We start from the raw sequence: 20,428 nt of genomic DNA, 5'->3' as shown, positions 1-20,428 counted from the left end.
GCAAAGATGATATCATGTCGTTAGAATTCTGCCGTCGCCACACCCCCGAACTGCTGATCGTCTTCTTCGGCCTCATCTTCCTGGTCGCTGTATCCGGGACCGTCGGCGGGGAGGCAGGGTCGTTCCTCGCCGCCGCGCTCGATGTGGCGCTCTTTGTCGTCCTCGCGATGCTCGTTTACCTGGCGGAAGACCGGCACCGGGCGTTCCGGTGGGCTGCCGGTATCTGGCTCCTTGTCCTCATCGGGGGGCTTGCGGCCGCCGCGGCGGGATTCGGACTCCTATCAATCCTGCCTCCGGAAGCACTCGACGCTGAGCAGTTCGACCCGGAGACGGTCGACCTTGCCCTGGCTGCGGAGATGGCCCTCCTCCTCCTCGGTGTTCTTGTAGCCGGGCTTGCAAGCCTCATCGGGTTCTCCCGCAAATTCCGGGTGTGGCTCGCCCGCTACCTCCCGTTCGACCCGGACTCGTTCCTCCATACCGTTGCGCTCGTGGTCATCCTTGCCATGATCCTCATACCCCCGGTGCCGCTCCTGGTGACGGGGGGTCCGCCCTTCCTCTCGCCGCCGTTCCTCGACCTCCTGCTCGCGTCCGGGGACCTCCTCGCGGACACGGTCACGCTGAACGCCTACACCCTCTTCTGGACGATTGTCGGCTCGTTCTTCATCGCCGGGGCATGTGTCCGGCGGACGCCTCATGAGACCCTGCTGCGCCTCGGGCTCGTCCGCCCGACGGGAAGGGGGGTTCTTCTCGCCGTTGCTGCGGCTCTCGCGCTCGTCGCGGTATTCCACGTCATCGATCCGGTGCTCGCCGCGCTGGTGGGCTACCTCGGCCTCCCTGTCACCGATACTGAGGCCGTCAACCTGCTCTTTGCAGGATCGCTCACGCTCCCGGGGATCATCGTGGCGTCCGTCGCGGCGGGTTTCGGCGAGGAAGTGAGCATCCGCGGCCTGCTCCAGCCCCGGTTCGGCATCCTCCTCCCGGCGCTCCTCTTTGCATCGCTCCACGCGTTCCAGTACAGCTGGGACGGCCTCATATCGGTCTTCCTTGCGGGACTCGTCTTCGCCTACATCCGGAGGTACTCGAACACCACGACGTCGGCGATCACGCATACCGTCTACGATCTCGTGCTCTTCGCCATGCTCATGGTCGGGGTATCGTTCTGAGGCGGGTGGGACGAGCGCTCTCACCTGCCGGAGCAAGGAGGCCCCCTGCGCAAGCGGGGGAGGAATTGCCCCCCGGAGGGGTACTACATGTTCACCCCGCACGGCACAGTTTCAGGGTCGGGCATTCCAGAGGCCGCGAGTTTGCAGGTGTTCCCGGGAGACTACCAGTGGAGAGGGTCCGAACGTGCGATCGCCGGTGGAGGTCGGGGCGGAGGGCCCAGTAGGTGCCCCGCCCCGCTCAAGGTCAGTGCTTCCGGTAGACCTTCGACCGGTGACTGACAGAAAACCGGGTTTCAAGGGGCGCAAGCAAGCCCCGGGCTTGAGCCGTGGGGAGAATTGCGCCCCTTGGTCCGTTCACGAATCCCCCCGCACGGCATATCGTATTGGTTGCTGAGCCAAAACCCCTCTATTGGTTCAAGCAATGCGACACGTCACCCGTTACCGTGCATACCCCTCTCACCCCGTTGAACAGCGGCTGTTCACCGGGTTTGCGAGATGCACCTTTGTACGGAACCACTGTCTCGACAACAACGTCTTTCGGGACTCTCTTTTACCGGAACTCAAGAAACAGCACCCGGAACTGAAAGAGGTGCAGAGCCATGTTCTGCAGAAAGTGGTCCACCGGATCGTCTCCAGCCTCCGAGCCCTGAGAGCGATGAAAGCGAAGGGGAGAAAGGTCGGCAAGCTCCGGAAGAAGTGGGTTCACTCGATGGAATTTGATTCGACCGGGTTCAAGCTCACGGGCAACCGCCTCCGGTTGAGCAAGATCGGAGAGCTGCGGATCGAACTCAGCCGCCCGGTGCCCGGACGGATCAAACAGATCGTGATCAAGCACACGCCTGCTCACAAATGGTTCGTGGCGATCATCTCCGAGACCCCGGACACGCCCAAACCGACGACCGGTACCCGGGCAGTCGGGATCGACCTGAACCTGGAGAACTTCTCCACCGATACTGATGGAGTGGTCTTCGAGCACCCGCACAACGTCAGGAAGTCTGCGAAGCGGCTCCGGCGTGCTCAGCGGAGGATGTCGAAGAAGGTGCTCGGGAGCAGGAACCGCCGCAAGCAGCGGGTCAGGGTTGCCCGGATCCACGAGCAGGTCGAGAACCGGAGGAACGACTTCCTGCACAAGTGGAGCCGATACTATGTTGATCGATACGATCACATCGCCCTGGAACACCTGAACATCAGGCCGATGGTTGAGTCGCTGGACGCGAAACTCCGCGGCAGATCCAGATCTATTCTCGATGCCGCGTGGTACAAGGCCCGGGAGTTCATACGCTACAAAGCTGCGAATGCTGGTACGTATGTGCATCTGGTCGATCCGGCCTACACGACCCAGGACTGTTTCCTCTGCGGGCACCGCGAAAAGAAGGATCTCGCGCAGCGAACCCATTCCTGCCCGGTCTGCGGCTACACTGTCCTGCGAGATCTGAACGCCGCACAAAACATCCTCAAACGAGCAGCCGTAGGGTGGGGCACACCCGAATCTACGCTTGTGGAGATCAGAACCACTACACCACCAATCCTGGTGGTGCAAGTTCCGGTCAACGAAGCAAGAATCTCCAGGCTTTAGCCCGGGAGAGTGTCAATTCCACTACAATAATCAGAAGCATATCGTCATAGATGTTCAAAATAACACGATATCTCCCGACCCGGAGCGAATAAAAGGTGTTCCGACCTCCCCCTTTCAATTTCTTCACGTGCCGGGCGGGGTCTGGCTCCTGAGCGAGGGTCTCCACCTCGTCAAGGATCCGGGTTCCGACACTCGCCGGCATCTTCGTGAGGTTCCGCACCACCGCCGATGTGAGTTTTACTGTGTACGCCATACCGCCTGCAGTTCAGCGCGTGCCTCTTCCAGGGTATACAGGCGACCGGCCTTTATGTCTTCAAGGGACTCCTCGATTCCCCGGATGGCCTCGTCACTCAGGGGCTCGTCGTCCTCGGTGGAGTCCATAAGTCGCCTGATAACGTCGTCAAAGGTTTCGCGGGGGTACCGCTTCATCCCTGCCAGCCGATTCTTGGTCTCTGGGGATACCCATACCGTGGTCTGGGACATGCTATGGTCTATAGTGGTCTATTGAATATCATTGTTACGATCATCCTCAACGCTTCTGTGTAACTCTCTCCACCTTCTGTTGCAGGTCTGTGCGCTATAAAGGAAGAGGATCAGGTTATTCACCATGATTTTCCTGATTCCGGCTTACGCTCTGTCCTTCAACCATTGCCCGGGGTCGGGACCACTGACGATCTGGCTTTCAGTGGCGACTGGAGAATGTCCCTTATCGATTGAAATCATCCGATCCACACAGATTGTTGAGGATAACCTGCTGATACGTGGAAAATAAGAAGCGCTGAGGGGGAGATTTGAACTCCCGAGGGGCTCAACGCCCCACGGGCTTTCCAGGCCCGCGCCTTACCGGTCTAGACTACCTCAGCACAGAACGTGCATCATTAGTTGGCGCCGGAGTCTATTAATAATATCTCCCGGAGCCGGGAGGGATATCATGAACGCACCCTTACGCCCGGGGCTCTCGGGCGTGCGCCTTCCAGCCCCGGGGGTAGGTGCCGGGCTGCATCAGGACGGTTGTGGGGGCGATGACGAGCCCGGGTTCCCCCGGCTTCAGTGCCGACGAACTGACAAGGGCCTTCCCGAGCCCTACGAGCTCGCCACGCTCTGTCATGATCGCGACCGTCTCACCTTTCCCGAATCCGCCCTCCTTCCCGGTGATACCCACCCCGGCGAGCACTGCACCGTGGCAGATGGCATCGACTGCGGTGTCGCGGATGACGACCTTCGGGAGATCAGCGACGGCGGCGTCCGGGGAGAGGATCATCCTCCGGAGGGGTTCCGGATCACCGTCCCGGGCCGCTCCAGCGGCATCGGCGAGTTCGTGGAGCGAGACGGCGGCGGCCTCATCGAACGGACCCGAGCGTATCCTCCGGAGTTCCTGCATGTGGGCACAGACCCCGATCGCGTAGCCCATGTGAATGCAGAGCGTCCGGATGTACGTCCCGGCATCACACCTGACCCGGAAGAGGACAAGCCTGCCCACCATATCCAGGATCTCGATCTCCTGGATCTTCCGGATCCGGAGGTTCCGCTTGACCGCGCTCTTTTTGGGCGGCCGCTGGTAGATCCGGCCGGTGAACTCCTCCGCCACCCGGTCCACGGCCTCCCGTGACGCGTCGCCGTGGAGCCGCATCAGGCAGACGTACTCCTTGTTGTGCGAGAGGAGGACGGGGGCGAGCCGGACGGCGCCGCCGAACATGACGACGAGCACCCCGGAGACCTGCGGGTCGAGTGTCCCCGCGTGGCCCACCCGCCGCCCGAGGATCTCCCCGACCCAGGCGGTCACCTGGTGGCTGCTCGGCCCGCGGGGCTTATCGATGACGACGATGCCCGAAGCAGGCACGCAGCCGCCACAGGGATCCTTATCTGTAATCTCCATCACTGTCTCACCGGCCCCGGGCTTCCAGGTAGTGGTTCAGCGCCTCGAGGGTTCCTGCGAGCGATCCGTCCCCGACGATCGCCGGGGAGTGCCCGCCGGCCCGCATCGCGTCGGCGGTGATATCGCCGATGGCGACGAGGAGGAGACCTTCGCGGGGCTGCCACCGGGCCTCCCGGTAAGACATGGCGCTCGTGAAGAGGACGGCGTCGGCGGCGTCGAGCGCGAGTTCGGCTCCCGTAGGGACGAGCGCGTAGACCCGCTCCTCCCGGACCCTCCCTCCCGCAGCGGTGATCCCACCGAGGAGGCCCGGGTTCGGGACGTCGGCCCGCGGGATCCCGACCGTCCGTCCCCGGAGCCAGTCGCCGAGGTAGGGGACGAAGTCCCGGGAGTAGAACGCGGGGAGGACCTCCGCCTCGATCCCCGATTCCCGGAGGACTTCAGCCGTCTTCGGCCCGATGGCGATCACCCGGGGCCACCGCTTGAGTTTCGGTGCGACGATCGCGGCGGGGAGGGCGCTTGAGAAGAAGAGGCAGTCGAACTCACCGCGGTCGACGGCCTCGACGAACGCGGCGACCCGCTCCATCCGCAGATCCGCCCGGAGGGGTGAGACCGTGTAGCAATCGTGGCCGTAGGAGGCGCAGAGGGCGCGGTCCCCCGCCGCCTTGTTCTCGAGCCGGGTGATGGCGATCTTCATTGCCACAACGTTCGTCCCGGTGGAATATGACTGTATCTGTCGGTATGCCTCCTCCTCGCCCCTGCCGGGCACGATTCGGTTGGTTTATCCGCGCGGGCTTCGACCGTAGATCAGCGTGCTCGTCAGTATCGTGCTCGGGGCCGTCTTCGGTATCGGTTGCGGCGTCGTGAGCGGTCTCGTCCCCGGCATCCATGCCAACACCGTGGCAGGTGTCCTTCTCTCGCTCCAGGCACTTCTCCTCGTCTGGTTCGACTCGGTGGTCCTCGCCTCCGTGATGTTCTCCACCCTGGTTACGCATACGTTCATCGACAACGTCCCGAGCACGTTCCTCGGCATCCCCGATGCCGACACATCCCTCGCGGTCCTTCCCGCGCACGCCCTCTGCCTCGAAGGGCGAGGAGAGGAGGCCGTCCGTATATCGGCACTCGGGAGCGCCGCCGGCGTCGCCCTCTCCCTCCCGCTCGCACTGGCCTTCGTCCTGGTGCTGCCTGCGCTCCAGCCGGGGATCGACTGGGGCATCGGTCTTGTCATCCTCGCAGTGGGGGGCTACCTCATCGTCGTCTCCGAGTCGCCGGGATGGGCGCTGGCGGTCTTCTCGGTCTCGGGGGTGCTCGGCCTTTTTTCCCTCCACTACTCGTTTCTCGCCTGGCCGACGGGCGGCGAGTCCGGGGTGCTGATGCCCCTCCTCTCCGGACTCTTCGGGATCGCTGTCCTCCTCCGGGCGTCGCACGGGATCATGCCCGCACAGCACTTCACGGGGATCGACCTCCCCCGTGATGCGGTCCGGCGCGGCTCTGTCCTCGGTTCAGTTGCTGGCGCCCTGGTCGGCTGGCTCCCCGGTCTCTCGAACGCCACGGCGAACGCCCTCCTGACATCGGTCATCGGCTACGACTCTAACCCGCGCGAGTATATCCTTGCGACCAGCGCCGCGAACACCGTGAATGCCTTCCTCGGGCTTGCGGCGCTCTACGCCATAGCCCGGACGCGGAACGGGGTTATGGCGGCTCTTGCGGCAGCAGAAGAGGTCCCGCCGGCCACCGCCGTCCTCCTTGCGGGCGCTATAGCCGCGGTCGGGGCCTACCTCCTGACCATCTTTCTCTCGCGTGCGGCCTGGTGGTTTGGCGGCGTGAACGTCACCACGCTGAACTACGGCGTCATCGCCTTTGTGGTTCTCCTCTCCCTCTTCCTCTGCGGGCCGTTTGGGGGGCTGGTTCTCATCCTGGCAACAGCGGTCGGCTATGTCCCGACCCTGGTCAACATCCGCCGGGTCTACTGCATGGGCGTGATCATGGTCCCGGTGATGGTCTACTCGTTCGGGATCGCATGACCCCTTATATCAGCAAAGCCCCAATACCGTACCATGCTACAGCGCTACTGGTTCGGAGACGTCGATGAGCAGGGGTGCCGGGTTGCAGGCACCGATCCGGCCGCGCTCGCAGAGCGGGCGGCCACGCTCCGCACCGGTATGGAGTCTTATGTCCCCATCGATTGGGAGGCGGCCCGGGCCTGCGGCGTCGTCCGGACCCGGGAGGAGTATATCGACCTGCTCCGGGCGGTCTGCACCACCCTTGCCCGGAAGAAGATTGTGGTCTCCTACCAGGCCCGGGACGTCGAGCTCCTCCAGATGGTCAGGATGCTGGATGAACTCGACAATGTCATCAATCTCCTCCAGGAGCGTGCCGCGGAGTGGTACCAGGTCACAAACCCCTCGTTCTCCCGGAAGTACCGGAGCCTCCCGGCGAAAAAGATGCTCAGCCTCATACGGAGGGGGGCCCAAGGCGGTCTTGGAGACGTTGCCGGCGAGATCGAGCGGCTCACCGGGACGAGGAGTCGTCTGATGCGGGAGGTCTCGGCCCGGGCCGACGAGGTGCTGCCGAACACGAGTGCCCTCATCGGCGGGCTGGTCGCGGCCCGGCTCCTCTCCCGGGCGGGGGGACTTAGCGCGCTCGCGCAGATGCCGGGGAGCACCATTCAGGTCCTCGGCTCCGAGCGGGCGCTCTTCTCGCACCTCCGGGCCGGGACGCCGCCGCCGAAGCACGGGATCATATTCCAGCACCGGCGGGTCCACAACGCGCCCCGCGAGGTCCGCGGAAGGGTGGCCAGGGTGCTCGCGGCGAAACTTGCCATCGCCGCCCGACTTGACTACTACCGGGGAGAGGTGGCGCCGGAGTTCCTGAACGACGCCCAGGCGCGGATCGATGCGGCGGGGGTCGCGGCATGATCTGGCTCCAGAACGTGCTCGTCTCGCCCGGCGAGGGTGGGGTCTACGGGGAGCGGACGCTCGACGGTTACCGGATCTGGGACCCTTACCGGAGCAAGCTCGCGGCACTCTACGTGCTCGGCGGCGGGGTGGACCTCACCCCCGAGTTGAGGGTGCTCTACCTCGGTGCGGCGAACGGGACCACGGTCTCGCACGTCGCCGACTATGTCGAGACCGTCTACGCTGTGGAGTTTGCGCCCCGGCCAATGCAGGACCTCCTCGAGGTGGCCCGCCGGAGGAAGAATATCGTCCCGATCATGGCCGATGCGAACCGGCCGGATGAGTATGCGCCGTTCATGGAGGCGGTCGACCTAGTCTACCAGGACGTGGCGCAGCCGAACCAGGTCGAGATCGCGGACCGGAACCTGGTCTTCCTCAAACCCGGGGGTCATCTCATCCTGATGCTCAAGACACGGAGCGTGGATGTCCGGAGGGACCCGGCCGAGGTGCTGGCGGAGGCCCGGGCCGGGCTTGAGCGGCACCTCGACGTGGTGGAGGTCCGGTGGCTTGAACCCTACCACCACGACCATGCTGCGATCGTCTGCTCCTTGCGGGAGTAGTATATATTAGATGAGAGGGTGACTCCATCACATGGATCGGGTCGTCTTCAACCCCTTCTCTCCCTTGATGTTCCTCCTCCTCTTCGGGTTGCTCATACTCTTCGGGCTCGCTATCATCCTCTTTCCGCTCCTCTTCCTGACGGCGATCGGGGCGACGTTCACGAAACTCGGGTTCTCCTGGCGGGAGGCGCTCCTCATCCTGCTCCTGACGCTTGCCGGGAGTTTCATCAACATCCCTGTCAGGAGACTGGAGAGCCGTGCCGTACCGGCGTATGACCGCTACGTCGCTATGTACGGGCGGCTCTACCGGATCCCGCAGCAGGTTCCGCGGACGGTCCTTGCGGTCAACGTCGGCGGCGCCCTCATTCCGCTCGCTATATCGCTCTATCTGCTCTACGACTCGGTCGTGATCAGCGGTGGGTATCAGGTTCTCGGGCTCGCCCTCGCCGGGGTGGCGGTCGTGACGGTCGCGACGAAACTCGTCGCCCGCCCGGTGCCGGGCCTCGGGATAGCGACGCCGTTCTTCATACCGCCGCTCGCCGCACTCTTTGCGGCGCTCGTCCTCTCGGTGTTTGCGGGAGGAGTCCCGGCCGCGGCGGTGATCATCGCCTACGTGGGCGGGACGCTCGGGACCCTGATCGGGGCGGACCTCCTCAACCTTCACCATATCGCGGAATTGGGGGCGCCGATGGCGAGCATCGGCGGGGCGGGGACGTTCGATGGGATATTTCTCTCCGGGATCATCGCGGCGCTTCTGGCGTAGATGCCCGTGGGTGCCGCCCTGGTTTGGGCAACCGGGGTTTCCTGGCGTCCGATGTTCGTCTGACATCGGAGCACGGCTTCCTTTCGGGGGAAGAGTGTGCCCCCCTCAAAGGTCTTCAGCCTTCACCCCGCTCCCCGGCCCCGTCACCTTCCACTCATCGATTGCAGGAAGCGTTCAACCTCCTGCCTGAAGAGAGAGAAGTCATCGATATGCTCCTTGAGGATCGAGAAGGCAAGAGCATCATCGATTGCCCCGTAGCGATGCACGACGATGTTCCGGAATCCCTTCATAGCCTTCAGGTTCTGCCGCATCCCCGGGGCGAGCACTCCGTGCCGGACGAGGTTTTCGAGGATATCCTCATCGGTGCCGGGGATACCGATGTGGAGATCGGCATTCAGGATCGCGCAGATGTCAAAGACGTTCTCGACGGCATATTCGATGCGCTTGTATATCCCATCTTTCACGATGCCGAGCCGCCCGAACGAATCGGCCGAGTCGGGGAGGTGTTCTTTGACCATATCGAGACTCTCTGTCATTTCCTGGAGTTTGATGCAGATTGCCGTATCCCGGATCCTTCCCGTCACGCCATCATCTCCTTGCCGATGTAATCATACAATCGATGCTTGAAATCATCGAACTCCCGGATAGTCCGGTACGCGACGTCGTAGAGGAACCGTTCGTCGGGACAATAGATCACCTCTCCGCGGAGGACTTCCGTCCGGACATAGAGCGGCAGGTGAGCAAAGATCTGGATATCGTAGCGGTCGTCGCAGAGTTCAGAGAGTGCTGCAAACCGGAACCGGGCTGCCTCCTCGCGATCCCCGTCGTAGTAGATGCAGAGATCGATATCCGACCCCGCCCTCGCCCGTTCTTCGGCAACGGAGCCGTAGAGGATGATGAAGCGGACCTTCTCGAAACCCTTGACCGTCTTGAGCCGCTCAAGTGCATGCCGGACTAAATGGTTCACTCGCTTTCACCCCCGGGGCGTGCCCATAGTTCTAGATGGGTTCGCTCGCGGATTAACGTTTCCCGCGGCGGGGGCCGGGCCGGGCCGATCGTCTGTCTCCCGTGCGGAGATCATCCGGGCTTCCCCCGGGCAATCGCTCAGCCTCACAACCACAAAATAAGGTGGGATGAACCGCTACCTGGTGAGCCGGCTCCATTCTTCACGGGGTATACCTGCCTGCCGGAGGATGCGCACGAGCAGGTCGGCACTGATCTCTGACCTGTGTGGGTTTGGGATGGTCAGAACGAGATCTCCTTTCACCATGAATGGGTGTCTGCCTCCCCGGCATGGTCCCTCGAATCCCAGGGCCTGAAGGTTCTTCACAAGTTGGTTCCACGAGATAGGCCTGATCCTATGCTCCGGCACCTGTATCCACCCTGACGATCTCTCCCACTGTGCGGCCGGCGACCGGAGGTATCGGGAGGCCGCGCCGGAGCCGCACGATCAACCATTCGTCGATGACGTCGGCAAGGTTTCTCCTGCACTCCTCCAGTGTCCTGCCGGTCGCAAAGACACCGGGAAGTTCTGGAACTTCTCCGTAATACGGTTCGTTATCCTCGATGATCTCGTAGTTGGCATGTTCAAGTGCCGCGTTGATATACTCAAGGATCATTGCATACTTCAATGGGATTGCTCCCGCATATAGGGTTTCGCTTTCCCCGGTTGAGCAGGATCACGACTGCTGCTACCGGGCCGTTCCCTCTTAGCGTTGGGGTGTGGGGACATGCCTGTAGTTCCAGATGGGATCGTTTCCCGCCGGCGGGGGCCGGACCGGGCCGGCTGTCGTAGGCCGCCGGGGCGCAGGGGTTCACCCCGTGGCCGTGGTGGGGTGCGTGGACGATCGAAGGGATGGCGGCCGCGGCGATTGTCGCGAGGTCCCGGCAGAACGTCTTTCCTGGTATGACCCGGACCTGGATATGATCGATATCCCCGCGGGCGTGGAGGGCTGCAAACCCGGGGGGAGTTCGGTGTCTGTCGTCCTCAGGGTGGCCCCGATGCGGTAGGGGCGCGGGTTCAGTATCCGGCATGGTCTCCCCAGAGGCGGGCGAAGACCCGCACCTGCCGGGGATAGACCGCCGGTGAGTCCTGCTTGTACTCAAGTGTCGTCGGGACGGCGGTGTGCCGCCGGAGCCGGGAAAAGACCGCCGGGAGGTCGAGGCCGCCGTCGGGGTGGTCGAGTTCGAGGTGCTCGTCGGTGACCGAGCCGCTTCGTATGTTTGAGATGTGGTGGTGCGTTACACTGAGGGTTTCGAACTGCTCCAGTTCCTCCGCAAACGAGATGCGGCGGTAGTTTACGGTGCAGGCGAGGTGCGGGAAGTCGAGGCAGAACCGGGTTATCCTTGCGCCCGCCAGGGCCGCGAGTTCTTCGGCGGTGTTCCCGAGCAGTGGGTAGCCGGCGTAGACCGCGGGGAGGTTCTCGAGGGTGAGCCGGGGGTCGGTGTGGCGGTCGAGGAAGACGGAGAACTCTTCCATGGCTTTGGCGCGTCCTCCCGGCTCGTACCTCCCTGCGTGGAGAACGATCGTCTCCACGTCGAGGGTGTCGGCGGCTTCAAAGGCCTGGCTCATCGCCAGTTCGATATGCTTCTGGATCTCCTGTGGCGGCCGGTCGTCGTAGGCCGCCGGGGCGCAGGGGTTGACACCGTGGTTGTGGTGGGGCGCGTGGACGATCGAAGGGATGCCGGCTGCGGCGATTGCCGCGATGCGCTCACGGAAGAGGGCCGGGGGCAGGGGGACGGCCTGGACCTGAATATGGCGGATTGCGCCCTCTTTGTGGAGGGCCACCAGTAGAGCAAGTGTCTTCTGGTCGTCGATCTGCACGGTGCAGCCGAGGTTATAGTCAGCCATATGTCGTCCTCCGGTGTATACTGTCGCAGTCACCATCAGTATATGGCGATAAAAGGGATTTTAGTAGCCCGGAGCAGATTCGAACTGCTGTCGCAAGGTCCAGGGCCTCACATGATTGACCGCTACACTACCGGGCTATTCGGCTCTAAAATGTTGTTTGTGGTTCCTAATTAACCTGACGGCGCAGGGTCATACTATTGATGCCCGGGGGCATTTTCCGCAGGCCCGGCACACCTCGGCAACAGGCCGTATCTCAGTGCCTGATTTACAGAACAGCTCGATATCATTGAGATCCCGGCGGTAGTAAATGTGGGGGACGAGCGCGATGTGGGTGTAGCGCCCGGGGGCTACCCCGATCCGGTCCGCGATCGCCTTCTGGAGGTGCACGAGCGCGTACATGTTCGCCCCGGCGGCGGAGAGGATGTCGTTGCTCCGGAAGACGACTTTCATCTGGAGTTTCCCGTCCCGGAGGAGGCACTGGACGAGCTGGAGGCAGGGGCAGTCGTCGAGGTTCTCGTCGACGACCGGGTTCCAGGTGACCGCGACGGCCCGCCGGGTGTTCGCGGCGGCGGTGAGTTTCCGGGCGATGTAGGCGACCTGGTCGACGTGGACGTCTTCACCCCCCACGGTGAGCTGCTCGCCCCAGTCGAAGAGCCGCCGGTGGTAGTCGTACTCGAACTCCGCGTCGGAGCCGTGCAGGAGGTTTGTGGCGTAGGCATCCAGGAACCGCTGCTGGAACCGGGAGGCGGGGCTCGCCATCGGGGCGCTCAACGGGGATTCCACGTCAAGTGCGAGCTCCTCGCACTCGATCGTCGCCTCGTCGTTCTCGGTCTCCAGCACCCATCCTTTCTCGAGGACGGTCCTGACCGCCAGTTCGTGTGCCCGTGCGAGCGTGGGGGCCCGAATGATCCGCATAGAGAGTAGTTGGCGGGCCGGGATAGAAAAGGCTCCCCACTGGGTACGATCCACTATATACATACTCCGGCCGGGCGGGGCGACCGCCGGTCCCGGAGGTGGAGGACGGCGCTGCCTGCCGGGGGTGCGGCCGGAGAGGGGCGGCACGGGGGTACGGGGACGCAGGGAGTGCCTGCCCCCGACGGCGCTCCCGTGTTTGGCCGGAGCAAGATTTTTATTCTCGTAGAGGTATGTATCCTGGTGATCCGGGAAGGAAGCAGAATCCTGGCGTATTTGTGGCGTTTTCCCGCATTGTGGTGCCTATTGTGGACGTCAGACACCCGGTCGACCGCAAAGGATATATTAAGTGTTCCACAAATATTGTGACATATTCCGTGATTCGGAGTATAGAGCGTGGTGAACCCGTATTCGACGTCTGTCGAGTACCTCGCGTTCACATTCCCTCATGTCATCACAAATGGAGGTATAGTATGAAGAGTATGACAAAATTGATCGTTGTCGCCATGGTCCTCGCGGCTGCGCTGGTTGTAACACCGGTTGCGGCGGACCGCGTAATTGTAGCAGGCAACACCGACATCTATGTAGGCGAAGAAAATGTCAACTTCGGCACTGCTCACCCTACTGCTGTCAGGTTAGTTCACTACACCGACCGTGCAGCCGAAGCAACTGATAAGATCTTTACGCTGGTAGGCGGTAACGTCACTGAGTTTACCAAAGGTATACCGACAGGGACTTACTACCTAGATACCGGCACCAAGGCTGGTGAACTTGCAAGCTACAATGTTCAGGTTCCTGAGGCGACACTGGACGTTGTGCTGAATGACTCCCACAAGGACTCGGTGAACGGTAAATCCGTCACCAAAAGCACTGTGCTGGACTTCAAGTTGGGAGACAACGTTGTTCCCGCCGTGAATGCCGGGATTAACATCGATCTCACCCTGCCCGGTGGCGGTGTGACGAACAAATTCAGTAACGTTAACCTGAAACTTGTCGCTAACGGCGCGACTGACTATGTAGGCCCCATCAGCTTGAGCAACGCCGAGGCTGGAACTTACACCGCTGTGGCGAAGTGGGCCAAGGCTACCGACTTCTATGGTAAGGGCTTTGACTCCAAGGCCGTGACCTTCGAGGTCGCCACCAAGGACCTTGCTATCACGTCCAACAAGGACAGCCTCGTCCGCGGCAACAGTTTCACCGTGACGATCGCGGGCGAGTCTAACACAGTGTATTACCTGTACGTCAAGGATGCGGGTAGTGTGAACTATCCCTGGATGATCGAACAGAACGGTGTCAACTTTACGACCAATGTCAACGCCGGCGCTAACGTTCCCTCAAACGCCAAGGCAAACGTGACCACGACCGCGGCCGGTACCCGGTCCGTCCAGTTCAACACCCACCAGACCACCAAAGACCAGTCCTTCACCGTCCGTGTAGAGAACCCGGCCGATCCGAAGGGCAAGTATGATGAGGTCAAGGTGAAGATCGAGGCGGGTAGCGTCACCATCACGTCGTCCGGCACCGGTACCTACTACATAGGCGAGGAGATAACCCTTTCCGGTACCAACACCGAAGGCAACACGGTCTATCTCTTCATGACCGGTCCGAACCTCGCTAACAGGGGCGTTAACATTCTAACTCCCAACCAGAAGGTTACAACCGATGACGCTAACAACTTCACCCAGGTGAACGTCGAGACTGACGACACCTGGTCCAAGAAGTGGAACACCGCCGGTCTGCCTCTCGATGCCGGCAGTTACACGATCTACGCCGTCTCAGCGGCCGTGGACAAGGACGACCTCTCTAAGGCCAAGTACAGCACGGCCTCCATCTCGCTCCGGTCCGGGTTCATCACTGCGACCACGAGCGGCGCCACCGTTGCGATGGGTGACAAACTGATGATCTCCGGAACCGCACAGGGTAACCCGGACAATGTGCTGGTCTGGATATTCGGCAAGAACTTCTATGGCACCCCCAACAGCAGAGATCTACATGCAGAGTCAGTCCCCGTTGAATCCGACGGCACCTTCGAGTATGAACTCGACTCCGGGATTACGAAAGATCTCTCTGGAGGCCAGTACTTCGTCATCGTCCAGCACCCGATGGGCGCTAACCCAGGAGTCTACCCGGATCCGGCTAGATCCGGCTGGATTACGGGAACCTCCGGTGTCACCCCCGTGGATCTCACTGCCCTGCAGGCACCCGCTGCAGCGAGCGCGCTGATCGCTGCCCTCGACTCCCCGAACGTTCCGGACACCTACGTGAAGCTCACGTTCGTTGTCGAGGAGCCCCAGATCTTCATCGACCCGATCGGCACCAAGACCGCGGGCAGCAAGTTCACGATCACCGGCACCACGAACCTCGCGGTCGGTGACACGCTGAACGTCGACGTGACCTCCGCTGCGTTCCAGCCCGGCCAGAAGACCGAGGCTTCCGGCTTCTCCGGGTTTGGCGGCAGTGCAGTCGTCCAGAAGGGTGACGGCGCGAACAAGTGGTCCTTCGAGGTCGATGCGACCAACTTCAAGCCCGACCAGTACATCGTCAAGGTCGAGTCCATCGATGCTGGCAAGACCGCGACCACTCTCTTCAACGTAGTCGCTGGCGAGCCGACCACGCCCCCTGCGGGTAACGTGACCACGCAGCCTGCGGGCAACGTGACCACCACGGTTACCACCACCACGACCACCGAAGCAACCCCCACCACGACCCCCGGATTCGGAGCACTTGTTGCTCTTGCCGGCCTTGGTGCAGTTGCCTTCCTGGTCCTGCGCCGGAAGTAACCCTGACTAACCCTATTTTTTTATTTCACGCTGTCTTTGGGTACGGGACGGTGTTGCGGACCCGTGCGGCTGAATTTCACACCATCTTTGCGGCACCGCGAGCGACCCGATCCCGGGTCTCAGCCTTCGCGTGCGGCAACCGGGGGTGCGCTGGATTACTTGATGCGCCGGAGTTCTGCCCCTGTCGAGCAGACCCACCGGAGAGGTCCGGCACAGTCCCTGGCCGGTGGTGCAGCCGCTCCCGGGCGCGCGGTTTCCCGGTGGTCTGTCCAGCGCGGGATCTCGGCCCTGCAGGGCGGGTGCCGATACGGCCCCCAACGGGGCGAGGCCCGGTCGAGCCCGAGACACCGTCGGGATAGAGCGAAGAGCAGCGGGATAGGATTGGTTGGAGAGGCGGTCATCTGGCAGTACAGGATCAAATCCCGCGGGTTTGGCCCGGATGAGTTCCGGCATCGTCTCCTGCCGGGGCAGCGCCAGGGTGGGCACAGAGACGGATATGTCAATCCGGGATGCCTGGAGCAGTGCCCAATTTCGGTATCTTTATGGTTGGATGGACCACAAGCATACAATAGCGTGAAGAAAACGGATATGTTCATCAGTAAAACGTAACCCCCCAGAAAACAGAGACTACACCCGCCGATACCGGCGCGCGTTGCCTTGCCACCAACTATCTTCCATCACGCGTTTTTTGATGACACAGAGCGAGCCGCCGCTCTTGATCTCGTGTCTTCAGGCTTAGTTCAAGGTGAAAACGACATGAAGCCGAACGTATTGATAGCTGGGTGCCTTGCACTCCTTATCCTCTGCACATGTGCCGTTGCAGGGGCGCAGGCAGCCGAATTGTACGCAGAGCCGGATGCCGAGTTGGGTGAATGGAGTGACCTGGAGGTTACCCCAACGGCTGCGGTCGATCCCACGGTCGTGGATGGGGCTGAGAGCAGCAGCACGCTGATGGGCGAGTGCACCGCCGCTACAGCAGGGAGTCTCCAACCTCTCTTCAAGGCGCCATGGAAAGGGAAAGCCGTTATCACGCAAGGGGCGCATGGGTCTCGTTCCCACTATAGTCGCGATACCTGGGACAACACATACGCACTGGATATTTGGCACCAAACTGAGGGAGGGTATTTTTCTGTCCTTGCACCCTACGATGGGATAGTCTATCATGTCGAACCTGACGAGAACAGTGTATGCGGGAAAGAGGTTGCGATACGACATACCTTTGAAGGACGCGAATACATCACGGTATACCTTCATCTATCGGAAATATACGTAGAGAAGGGAACCGAATTAAAACAAGGGCAAGTTTTTGCCATTAGTGGGAAGACTGGGAAAAATGTAGACGGTCCGCATCTTCATTTCCACATGTACAACACGAGTAAGGCACCGGGACAGTATAATTCCCATACGCAACCAATTGAACGACTTTGGTTGAAGAGAGTCGGAGTTGACGATGAATTCAGGGCTTATAATCAGGCAAACGGTGATTTGGATAACAATGTAGTGAAAGATGGAATATTCGAGTCGGATAACATAAAGGATTTGGCAAGCGAACCCGCTACGATTACAGCACGTTTTCCAGAAGAATTTCTTGCCAAAATAGATGCTTTTGTTGATGAGAATCCCAATTCATATTATTACGATGGATCGTGGGGTATCACCAAAGATCAGTATAAATTAATGATTGTTACCCTCGCATGGTCAGAAGGGGCTAAACAAGAATATAGAGGTCACAGCTATGATTCAAGCGGAGATTGTTGGCACCAAAAGAGGAGTGAAAACGATTTCCATTTCAGTAGAGGTCTGGGACCCTTTCAGATAACTTTGGGCGACATGACTAGAAAAGGAAAAATGCCCGATCTAGGTCAGTATTGGTCTAATTGGAAAACCATTGAAAAACTCAATGTCACTTATGCCTTAAATTCAACATTGTATTACCATGCTCATGAATGTAAAAATGTAGTTAATTTGGAAGATTTAAGATGCCAAGTGGAGACGACTTGGTTCGGATATCAAACAAAGAAGTCTAAAGGTGACTGGGAAACTAATTGGAAAGCAGTAACAGGTACTGATTGGAATGCTGTAAAAGAGAGCAACAGCACTACTTCGTATTTAATTGGGTACGATACGTCATGGTCTTACATCATGAATAGATTGATTGAAAATGAGAAGAAAAATCCATGGATCTCAGAAGATGAAGCAATTAAATATATTGGTTATCAGCGATGGCGAATTCGAGCAGACGAAGGAGTTGTGAACGCAACAGGATCTTTAGTTACTATCGATAGGGAGCTTCCGACTTGGAATATTTCTGCATTTATGCGTACTGGCCTCAAATATAATTATTACTATACTTACGATGAAACATATGGTATGGAGATCTGGGCATTAAGCAACGATCCAGCATATATTTTTACAAGAACATATACATCTGACCCAGGAAAATGCCATAATCCTGACAACAATGGCATAAAATTAAGTGTGAGTCCGGTAACAATAGTATTCCCAGTAACACCAAGAACATCAAACGTTGACGTCGCTCTGATCATTGATAGTTCTGGAAGTATGAGCTGGAATGATCCGAAAAATAGTCGCTTGGCGGCAGCGAGATTGTTCATAGATCTTGTCAATGATGCGGATCAGATCGCGATTGTTAATTTTGCCAATTCGGCAAAAGTTCAGAAGGCACTTACCACGGTCGGTGGAAACGAAGATATTCTGAAGAGAGCCGTCGATAAGATCGGTGCCTCAGGAGGAACTAACGTCGGAGAGGGACTTCTAACTGGCTACAACGAACTGGATAGTACAGCAGCGAATCCCGCGCACAAAAAAGTTGCTATACTACTAACGGACGGCGAGCACAACACTGGGACACATCCATCGAACGTAGTTCCGTATTATAAGGCAAAAGGATGGCCCGTTTATACCATCGGTTTTACAACAAAGGCTGACGTTGAGATTCTCAAAGATATTTCTGAAAAAACAGGAGGGGAATACCATACATCGCTAGAGAGTGATACTCTCCAGAATATCTACCGTAGTATCGGCGACGTGGTCAAAGGACTAGGTTCAGTAAGTGTCCAGAAAGGTAAAATTAGCAAGGGCGAGACAATATACGGTTCATTACCTGTCGATTCAAGTATCATGTCGTTTAACCTGGTTCTAACCTGGCCTGGAAGTGATCTCGATCTCGTGCTCTACTATCCGGATGGAAATAAGGTAATATGTAACCAGTCAAGCCCGAGCGGTACCGATGACCCTGATATTTCATACATTGTCCAAGATACATATGAGATCTATAAGGTCCAGGACCCCCAGCAGGGAACATGGAAGTACGACGTTATTGGAGTCGAGGTCACTGGTCAGGAGGAAGATTACACGCTTGCATTATCGGCCGCTACCACCATCAAACTGGGCGCACATACCGACAAACTGGACTACGATATGGGAGAGGGTGTTCGGATTACTGCAAACTTTACAGAGGATGGTGTGGGTATACCGAATGCACAGGTTACTGCAAACGTCACGTTACCTGATCTGTCGCAGGACACCCAGGTGCTATCTGACAGTGGCGGCGGTATGTATGAGGGGACCTTCTACGCTACACAATCCGGTCACTACTCAGTCCTCATCGAAGCTCAAAGAGGAGCGGACGTTATCCGTCAGAGAGAGATCGAATTTGATGTGAGTAAGAAAGTGGTCCCACCACCTGTCGCTAACTTCACGGCGGACAAAACCCGCGGCGTCGCGCCCTTATCGGTGCAGTTCACCGACATCTCCACCGGTGGTGCTCCGACTGTATGGGAATGGGACTTTGGTGATGGGAATACAGCAACTGTACAGAACCCGACATACACCCACACCTATACCGTTGCAGGTACCTACACCGTGAAACTGACAATAACAAATGCTGGCGGGAGCAACACCTCCACAAGAGCGGATTATATCACGGTTACAGAGCCAACCCCAGCCGCCACCTCCAGCGACAGTTCCGGAGATGACTCATCAGTATCCACCGGATCCGCTCTTGCGGCCGGGGGCGGCGCATCCTTCTCGTTCGCAGGCCTCCCGGTCAGTACGATCACCATTGAGAGCGAAGCAGACATCTCCCGTGCCCTGATCATTGCCGAGCGGGTGCGCTCACTCACGGGCTCGATCACCCCGCCGGAACCTGAGACCTACCAGTACCTTGCGATCACGCCGTACCGCTTGGAAGACGCAGACTTTGATGAGGCCACAATCAGCTTCCACGTCCCGGTCGGGTACCTCTCGGCGATGGGTAAGGAGACAACCGATGTCGCCCTGATGCGGTACGTCGACGGGCAGTGGGTGCGCCTCAAGACGACCCTCATCAAGGAGGAGGGAGGCAGGGCATACTACGAGGCGGCGACGCCGGGATTCTCCGTCTTTGCGATAGTACTCGAGAAAGACGGTGCGACGGTTGCAGCACCTGTGTCGACACCGGCGCCTGTCGCGGCTGTTGAGGAAGAGGAGGAGAAAGATGGGGAGGAGCCTGATGTGGTGGAACCTGAGGTTTCGCTGACATCGACGCCCACACCTGCCGCTGCCTCGGCTGCAACCCCGACGCCGAAAGAAGCGCCCATTGTGTACGCGCCTATCGGGCTTGTCGTCGTGGGACTGCTTGCCTTCGCGCTCAGGCGCCGGGGGTGATCGTGGAGGGGTGCGGGACGGCTACCTCGCCTGATCACAACGACAGACCCCAATTTTTAGCAGCCCGTCTCCCGGTAAACCGGATCGTTAATTGAGACCCGGGCCGTATCGAGCCGGAGGTCGATAGCCACCTTCACGTTTGCTCCGCACGACCTCTCTTTATGGCAGATCAAGCATGAAACCTGCAGGCACACAACGGGCCGGTGGGGCCGTGGACCATCCCCATCAGGAGGGGGACGGACAGCCGGTGTACAATTTTACACCGCCGGAAATGCACAAAGTTACACCGCCATTGATACCCTGGAGGTGTGTCAGTAAGCCGGGT

General features: G+C 59.6%; 19 protein-coding genes and 2 tRNA genes. 8 read left to right on the top strand and 13 right to left on the bottom strand.

Translation table 11 applies throughout. The features are described from left to right. Positions 1 to 14: 14 nt before the first annotated feature. Entirely contained in the window at positions 15 to 1,163 is a 1,149-nt protein-coding gene (locus BP846_RS03940; RefSeq protein WP_292392750.1) for a CPBP family intramembrane glutamic endopeptidase, read from the top strand. A 421-nt stretch (positions 1,164 to 1,584) separates the two neighbouring features. Next, the gene (locus BP846_RS03935) at positions 1,585 to 2,739 is read left to right on the top strand and encodes an RNA-guided endonuclease InsQ/TnpB family protein (protein ID WP_292392749.1); all 1,155 of its coding nucleotides are present in this window, start codon (positions 1,585 to 1,587) and stop codon (positions 2,737 to 2,739) included. On the opposite strand, the gene BP846_RS03930 is transcribed toward BP846_RS03935, so the two are convergent. The 5 genes from BP846_RS03930 to BP846_RS03910 all read right to left on the bottom strand — a co-directional run bounded on the left by BP846_RS03930 (position 2,711) and on the right by BP846_RS03910 (position 5,309). After that, a complete protein-coding gene (locus BP846_RS03930; RefSeq protein WP_349680753.1) occupies positions 2,711 to 2,941 on the bottom strand; it encodes a type II toxin-antitoxin system RelE family toxin in 231 nt (76 codons plus the stop codon). The two genes, BP846_RS03935 and BP846_RS03930, sit on opposite strands and share 29 nt — an antisense overlap. A 35-nt stretch (positions 2,942 to 2,976) precedes the next feature. Further along, entirely contained in the window at positions 2,977 to 3,222 is a 246-nt protein-coding gene (locus BP846_RS03925) for a DUF7557 family protein (RefSeq protein WP_292392747.1), read from the bottom strand. A gap of 293 nt (positions 3,223 to 3,515) precedes the next feature. After that, a tRNA-Ser gene (locus BP846_RS03920) sits at positions 3,516 to 3,602 on the bottom strand. 80 nt (positions 3,603 to 3,682) lie between these two features. Further along, positions 3,683 to 4,615, bottom strand: a complete 933-nt coding sequence (locus BP846_RS03915; protein WP_292392746.1) for an RNA-guided pseudouridylation complex pseudouridine synthase subunit Cbf5 — start codon at positions 4,613 to 4,615, stop codon at positions 3,683 to 3,685. Between the two features lie 7 nt (positions 4,616 to 4,622). Continuing rightward, positions 4,623 to 5,309, bottom strand: a complete 687-nt coding sequence (locus tag BP846_RS03910; RefSeq protein WP_292392745.1) for a uroporphyrinogen-III synthase — start codon at positions 5,307 to 5,309, stop codon at positions 4,623 to 4,625. Between the two features lie 115 nt (positions 5,310 to 5,424). Between BP846_RS03910 and BP846_RS03905 the strand changes: the two genes are divergently transcribed. The 4 genes from BP846_RS03905 to BP846_RS03890 are packed head-to-tail and all read left to right on the top strand — an operon-like array spanning position 5,425 to position 8,892. Then, complete coding sequence (locus tag BP846_RS03905; protein WP_292392744.1) at positions 5,425 to 6,636, top strand: tripartite tricarboxylate transporter permease; 1,212 nt, start codon at positions 5,425 to 5,427, stop codon at positions 6,634 to 6,636. Positions 6,637 to 6,669: 33 nt separating this feature from the next. After that, complete coding sequence (locus BP846_RS03900) at positions 6,670 to 7,530, top strand: RNA-processing protein (protein WP_292392743.1); 861 nt, start codon at positions 6,670 to 6,672, stop codon at positions 7,528 to 7,530. Beyond that, positions 7,527 to 8,129, top strand: a complete 603-nt coding sequence (locus tag BP846_RS03895) for a fibrillarin-like rRNA/tRNA 2'-O-methyltransferase (protein WP_292392742.1) — start codon at positions 7,527 to 7,529, stop codon at positions 8,127 to 8,129. Before BP846_RS03900 ends, BP846_RS03895 begins: the two co-directional genes overlap by 4 nt. Positions 8,130 to 8,160: 31 nt before the next feature. Next, positions 8,161 to 8,892, top strand: coding sequence for a DUF1614 domain-containing protein (locus BP846_RS03890; RefSeq protein WP_292392741.1), 732 nt, complete (start codon positions 8,161 to 8,163; stop codon positions 8,890 to 8,892). A gap of 143 nt (positions 8,893 to 9,035) precedes the next feature. Here BP846_RS03890 and hepT read toward each other — a convergent pair whose 3' ends face one another. The 8 genes from hepT to BP846_RS03850 form a co-directional block, all read right to left on the bottom strand. Further along, positions 9,036 to 9,476 (bottom strand): type VII toxin-antitoxin system HepT family RNase toxin, encoded by a 441-nt coding sequence (gene hepT, locus BP846_RS03885; RefSeq protein WP_292392740.1) that lies wholly within the window; start codon positions 9,474 to 9,476, stop codon positions 9,036 to 9,038. Next, the gene (locus BP846_RS03880; RefSeq protein WP_292392738.1) at positions 9,473 to 9,859 is read right to left on the bottom strand and encodes a nucleotidyltransferase domain-containing protein; all 387 of its coding nucleotides are present in this window, start codon (positions 9,857 to 9,859) and stop codon (positions 9,473 to 9,475) included. Before BP846_RS03880 ends, hepT begins: the two co-directional genes overlap by 4 nt. Positions 9,860 to 10,033: 174 nt before the next feature. Continuing rightward, complete coding sequence (locus tag BP846_RS03875) at positions 10,034 to 10,222, bottom strand: type II toxin-antitoxin system HicA family toxin (RefSeq protein ID WP_292392737.1); 189 nt, start codon at positions 10,220 to 10,222, stop codon at positions 10,034 to 10,036. A gap of 28 nt (positions 10,223 to 10,250) precedes the next feature. Continuing rightward, positions 10,251 to 10,511 (bottom strand): type II toxin-antitoxin system HicB family antitoxin, encoded by a 261-nt coding sequence (locus tag BP846_RS03870; RefSeq protein ID WP_292392736.1) that lies wholly within the window; start codon positions 10,509 to 10,511, stop codon positions 10,251 to 10,253. After that, positions 10,501 to 10,926 (bottom strand): hypothetical protein, encoded by a 426-nt coding sequence (locus BP846_RS03865; protein WP_292392735.1) that lies wholly within the window; start codon positions 10,924 to 10,926, stop codon positions 10,501 to 10,503. Before BP846_RS03865 ends, BP846_RS03870 begins: the two co-directional genes overlap by 11 nt. Further along, positions 10,913 to 11,743, bottom strand: a complete 831-nt coding sequence (locus BP846_RS03860) for a TIM barrel protein (RefSeq protein ID WP_292392734.1) — start codon at positions 11,741 to 11,743, stop codon at positions 10,913 to 10,915. The genes BP846_RS03865 and BP846_RS03860 overlap by 14 nt, the downstream gene beginning before the upstream one ends. A 64-nt stretch (positions 11,744 to 11,807) precedes the next feature. Continuing rightward, positions 11,808 to 11,880, bottom strand: a tRNA-Gln gene (locus BP846_RS03855). A gap of 52 nt (positions 11,881 to 11,932) precedes the next feature. Next, the gene (locus BP846_RS03850) at positions 11,933 to 12,658 is read right to left on the bottom strand and encodes a thymidylate synthase (protein WP_292392733.1); all 726 of its coding nucleotides are present in this window, start codon (positions 12,656 to 12,658) and stop codon (positions 11,933 to 11,935) included. 470 nt (positions 12,659 to 13,128) lie between these two features. Between BP846_RS03850 and BP846_RS03845 the strand changes: the two genes are divergently transcribed. Together BP846_RS03845 and BP846_RS03840 are read left to right on the top strand one after the other, a co-directional pair. After that, positions 13,129 to 15,435, top strand: a complete 2,307-nt coding sequence (locus BP846_RS03845) for an MEMAR_RS02690 family S-layer glycoprotein (protein WP_292392731.1) — start codon at positions 13,129 to 13,131, stop codon at positions 15,433 to 15,435. 756 nt (positions 15,436 to 16,191) lie between these two features. Further along, positions 16,192 to 20,103: a VWA domain-containing protein gene (locus tag BP846_RS03840; protein ID WP_292392730.1), complete on the top strand. Its 3,912-nt coding sequence runs from the start codon at positions 16,192 to 16,194 to the stop codon at positions 20,101 to 20,103. Positions 20,104 to 20,428 lie beyond the last annotated feature (325 nt).

Source organism: Methanoculleus sp. UBA303 (assembly GCA_002501655.1).
GTDB lineage: Archaea > Halobacteriota > Methanomicrobia > Methanomicrobiales > Methanoculleaceae > Methanoculleus.
This window is presented reverse-complemented; position numbering and strand designations above follow the sequence as displayed.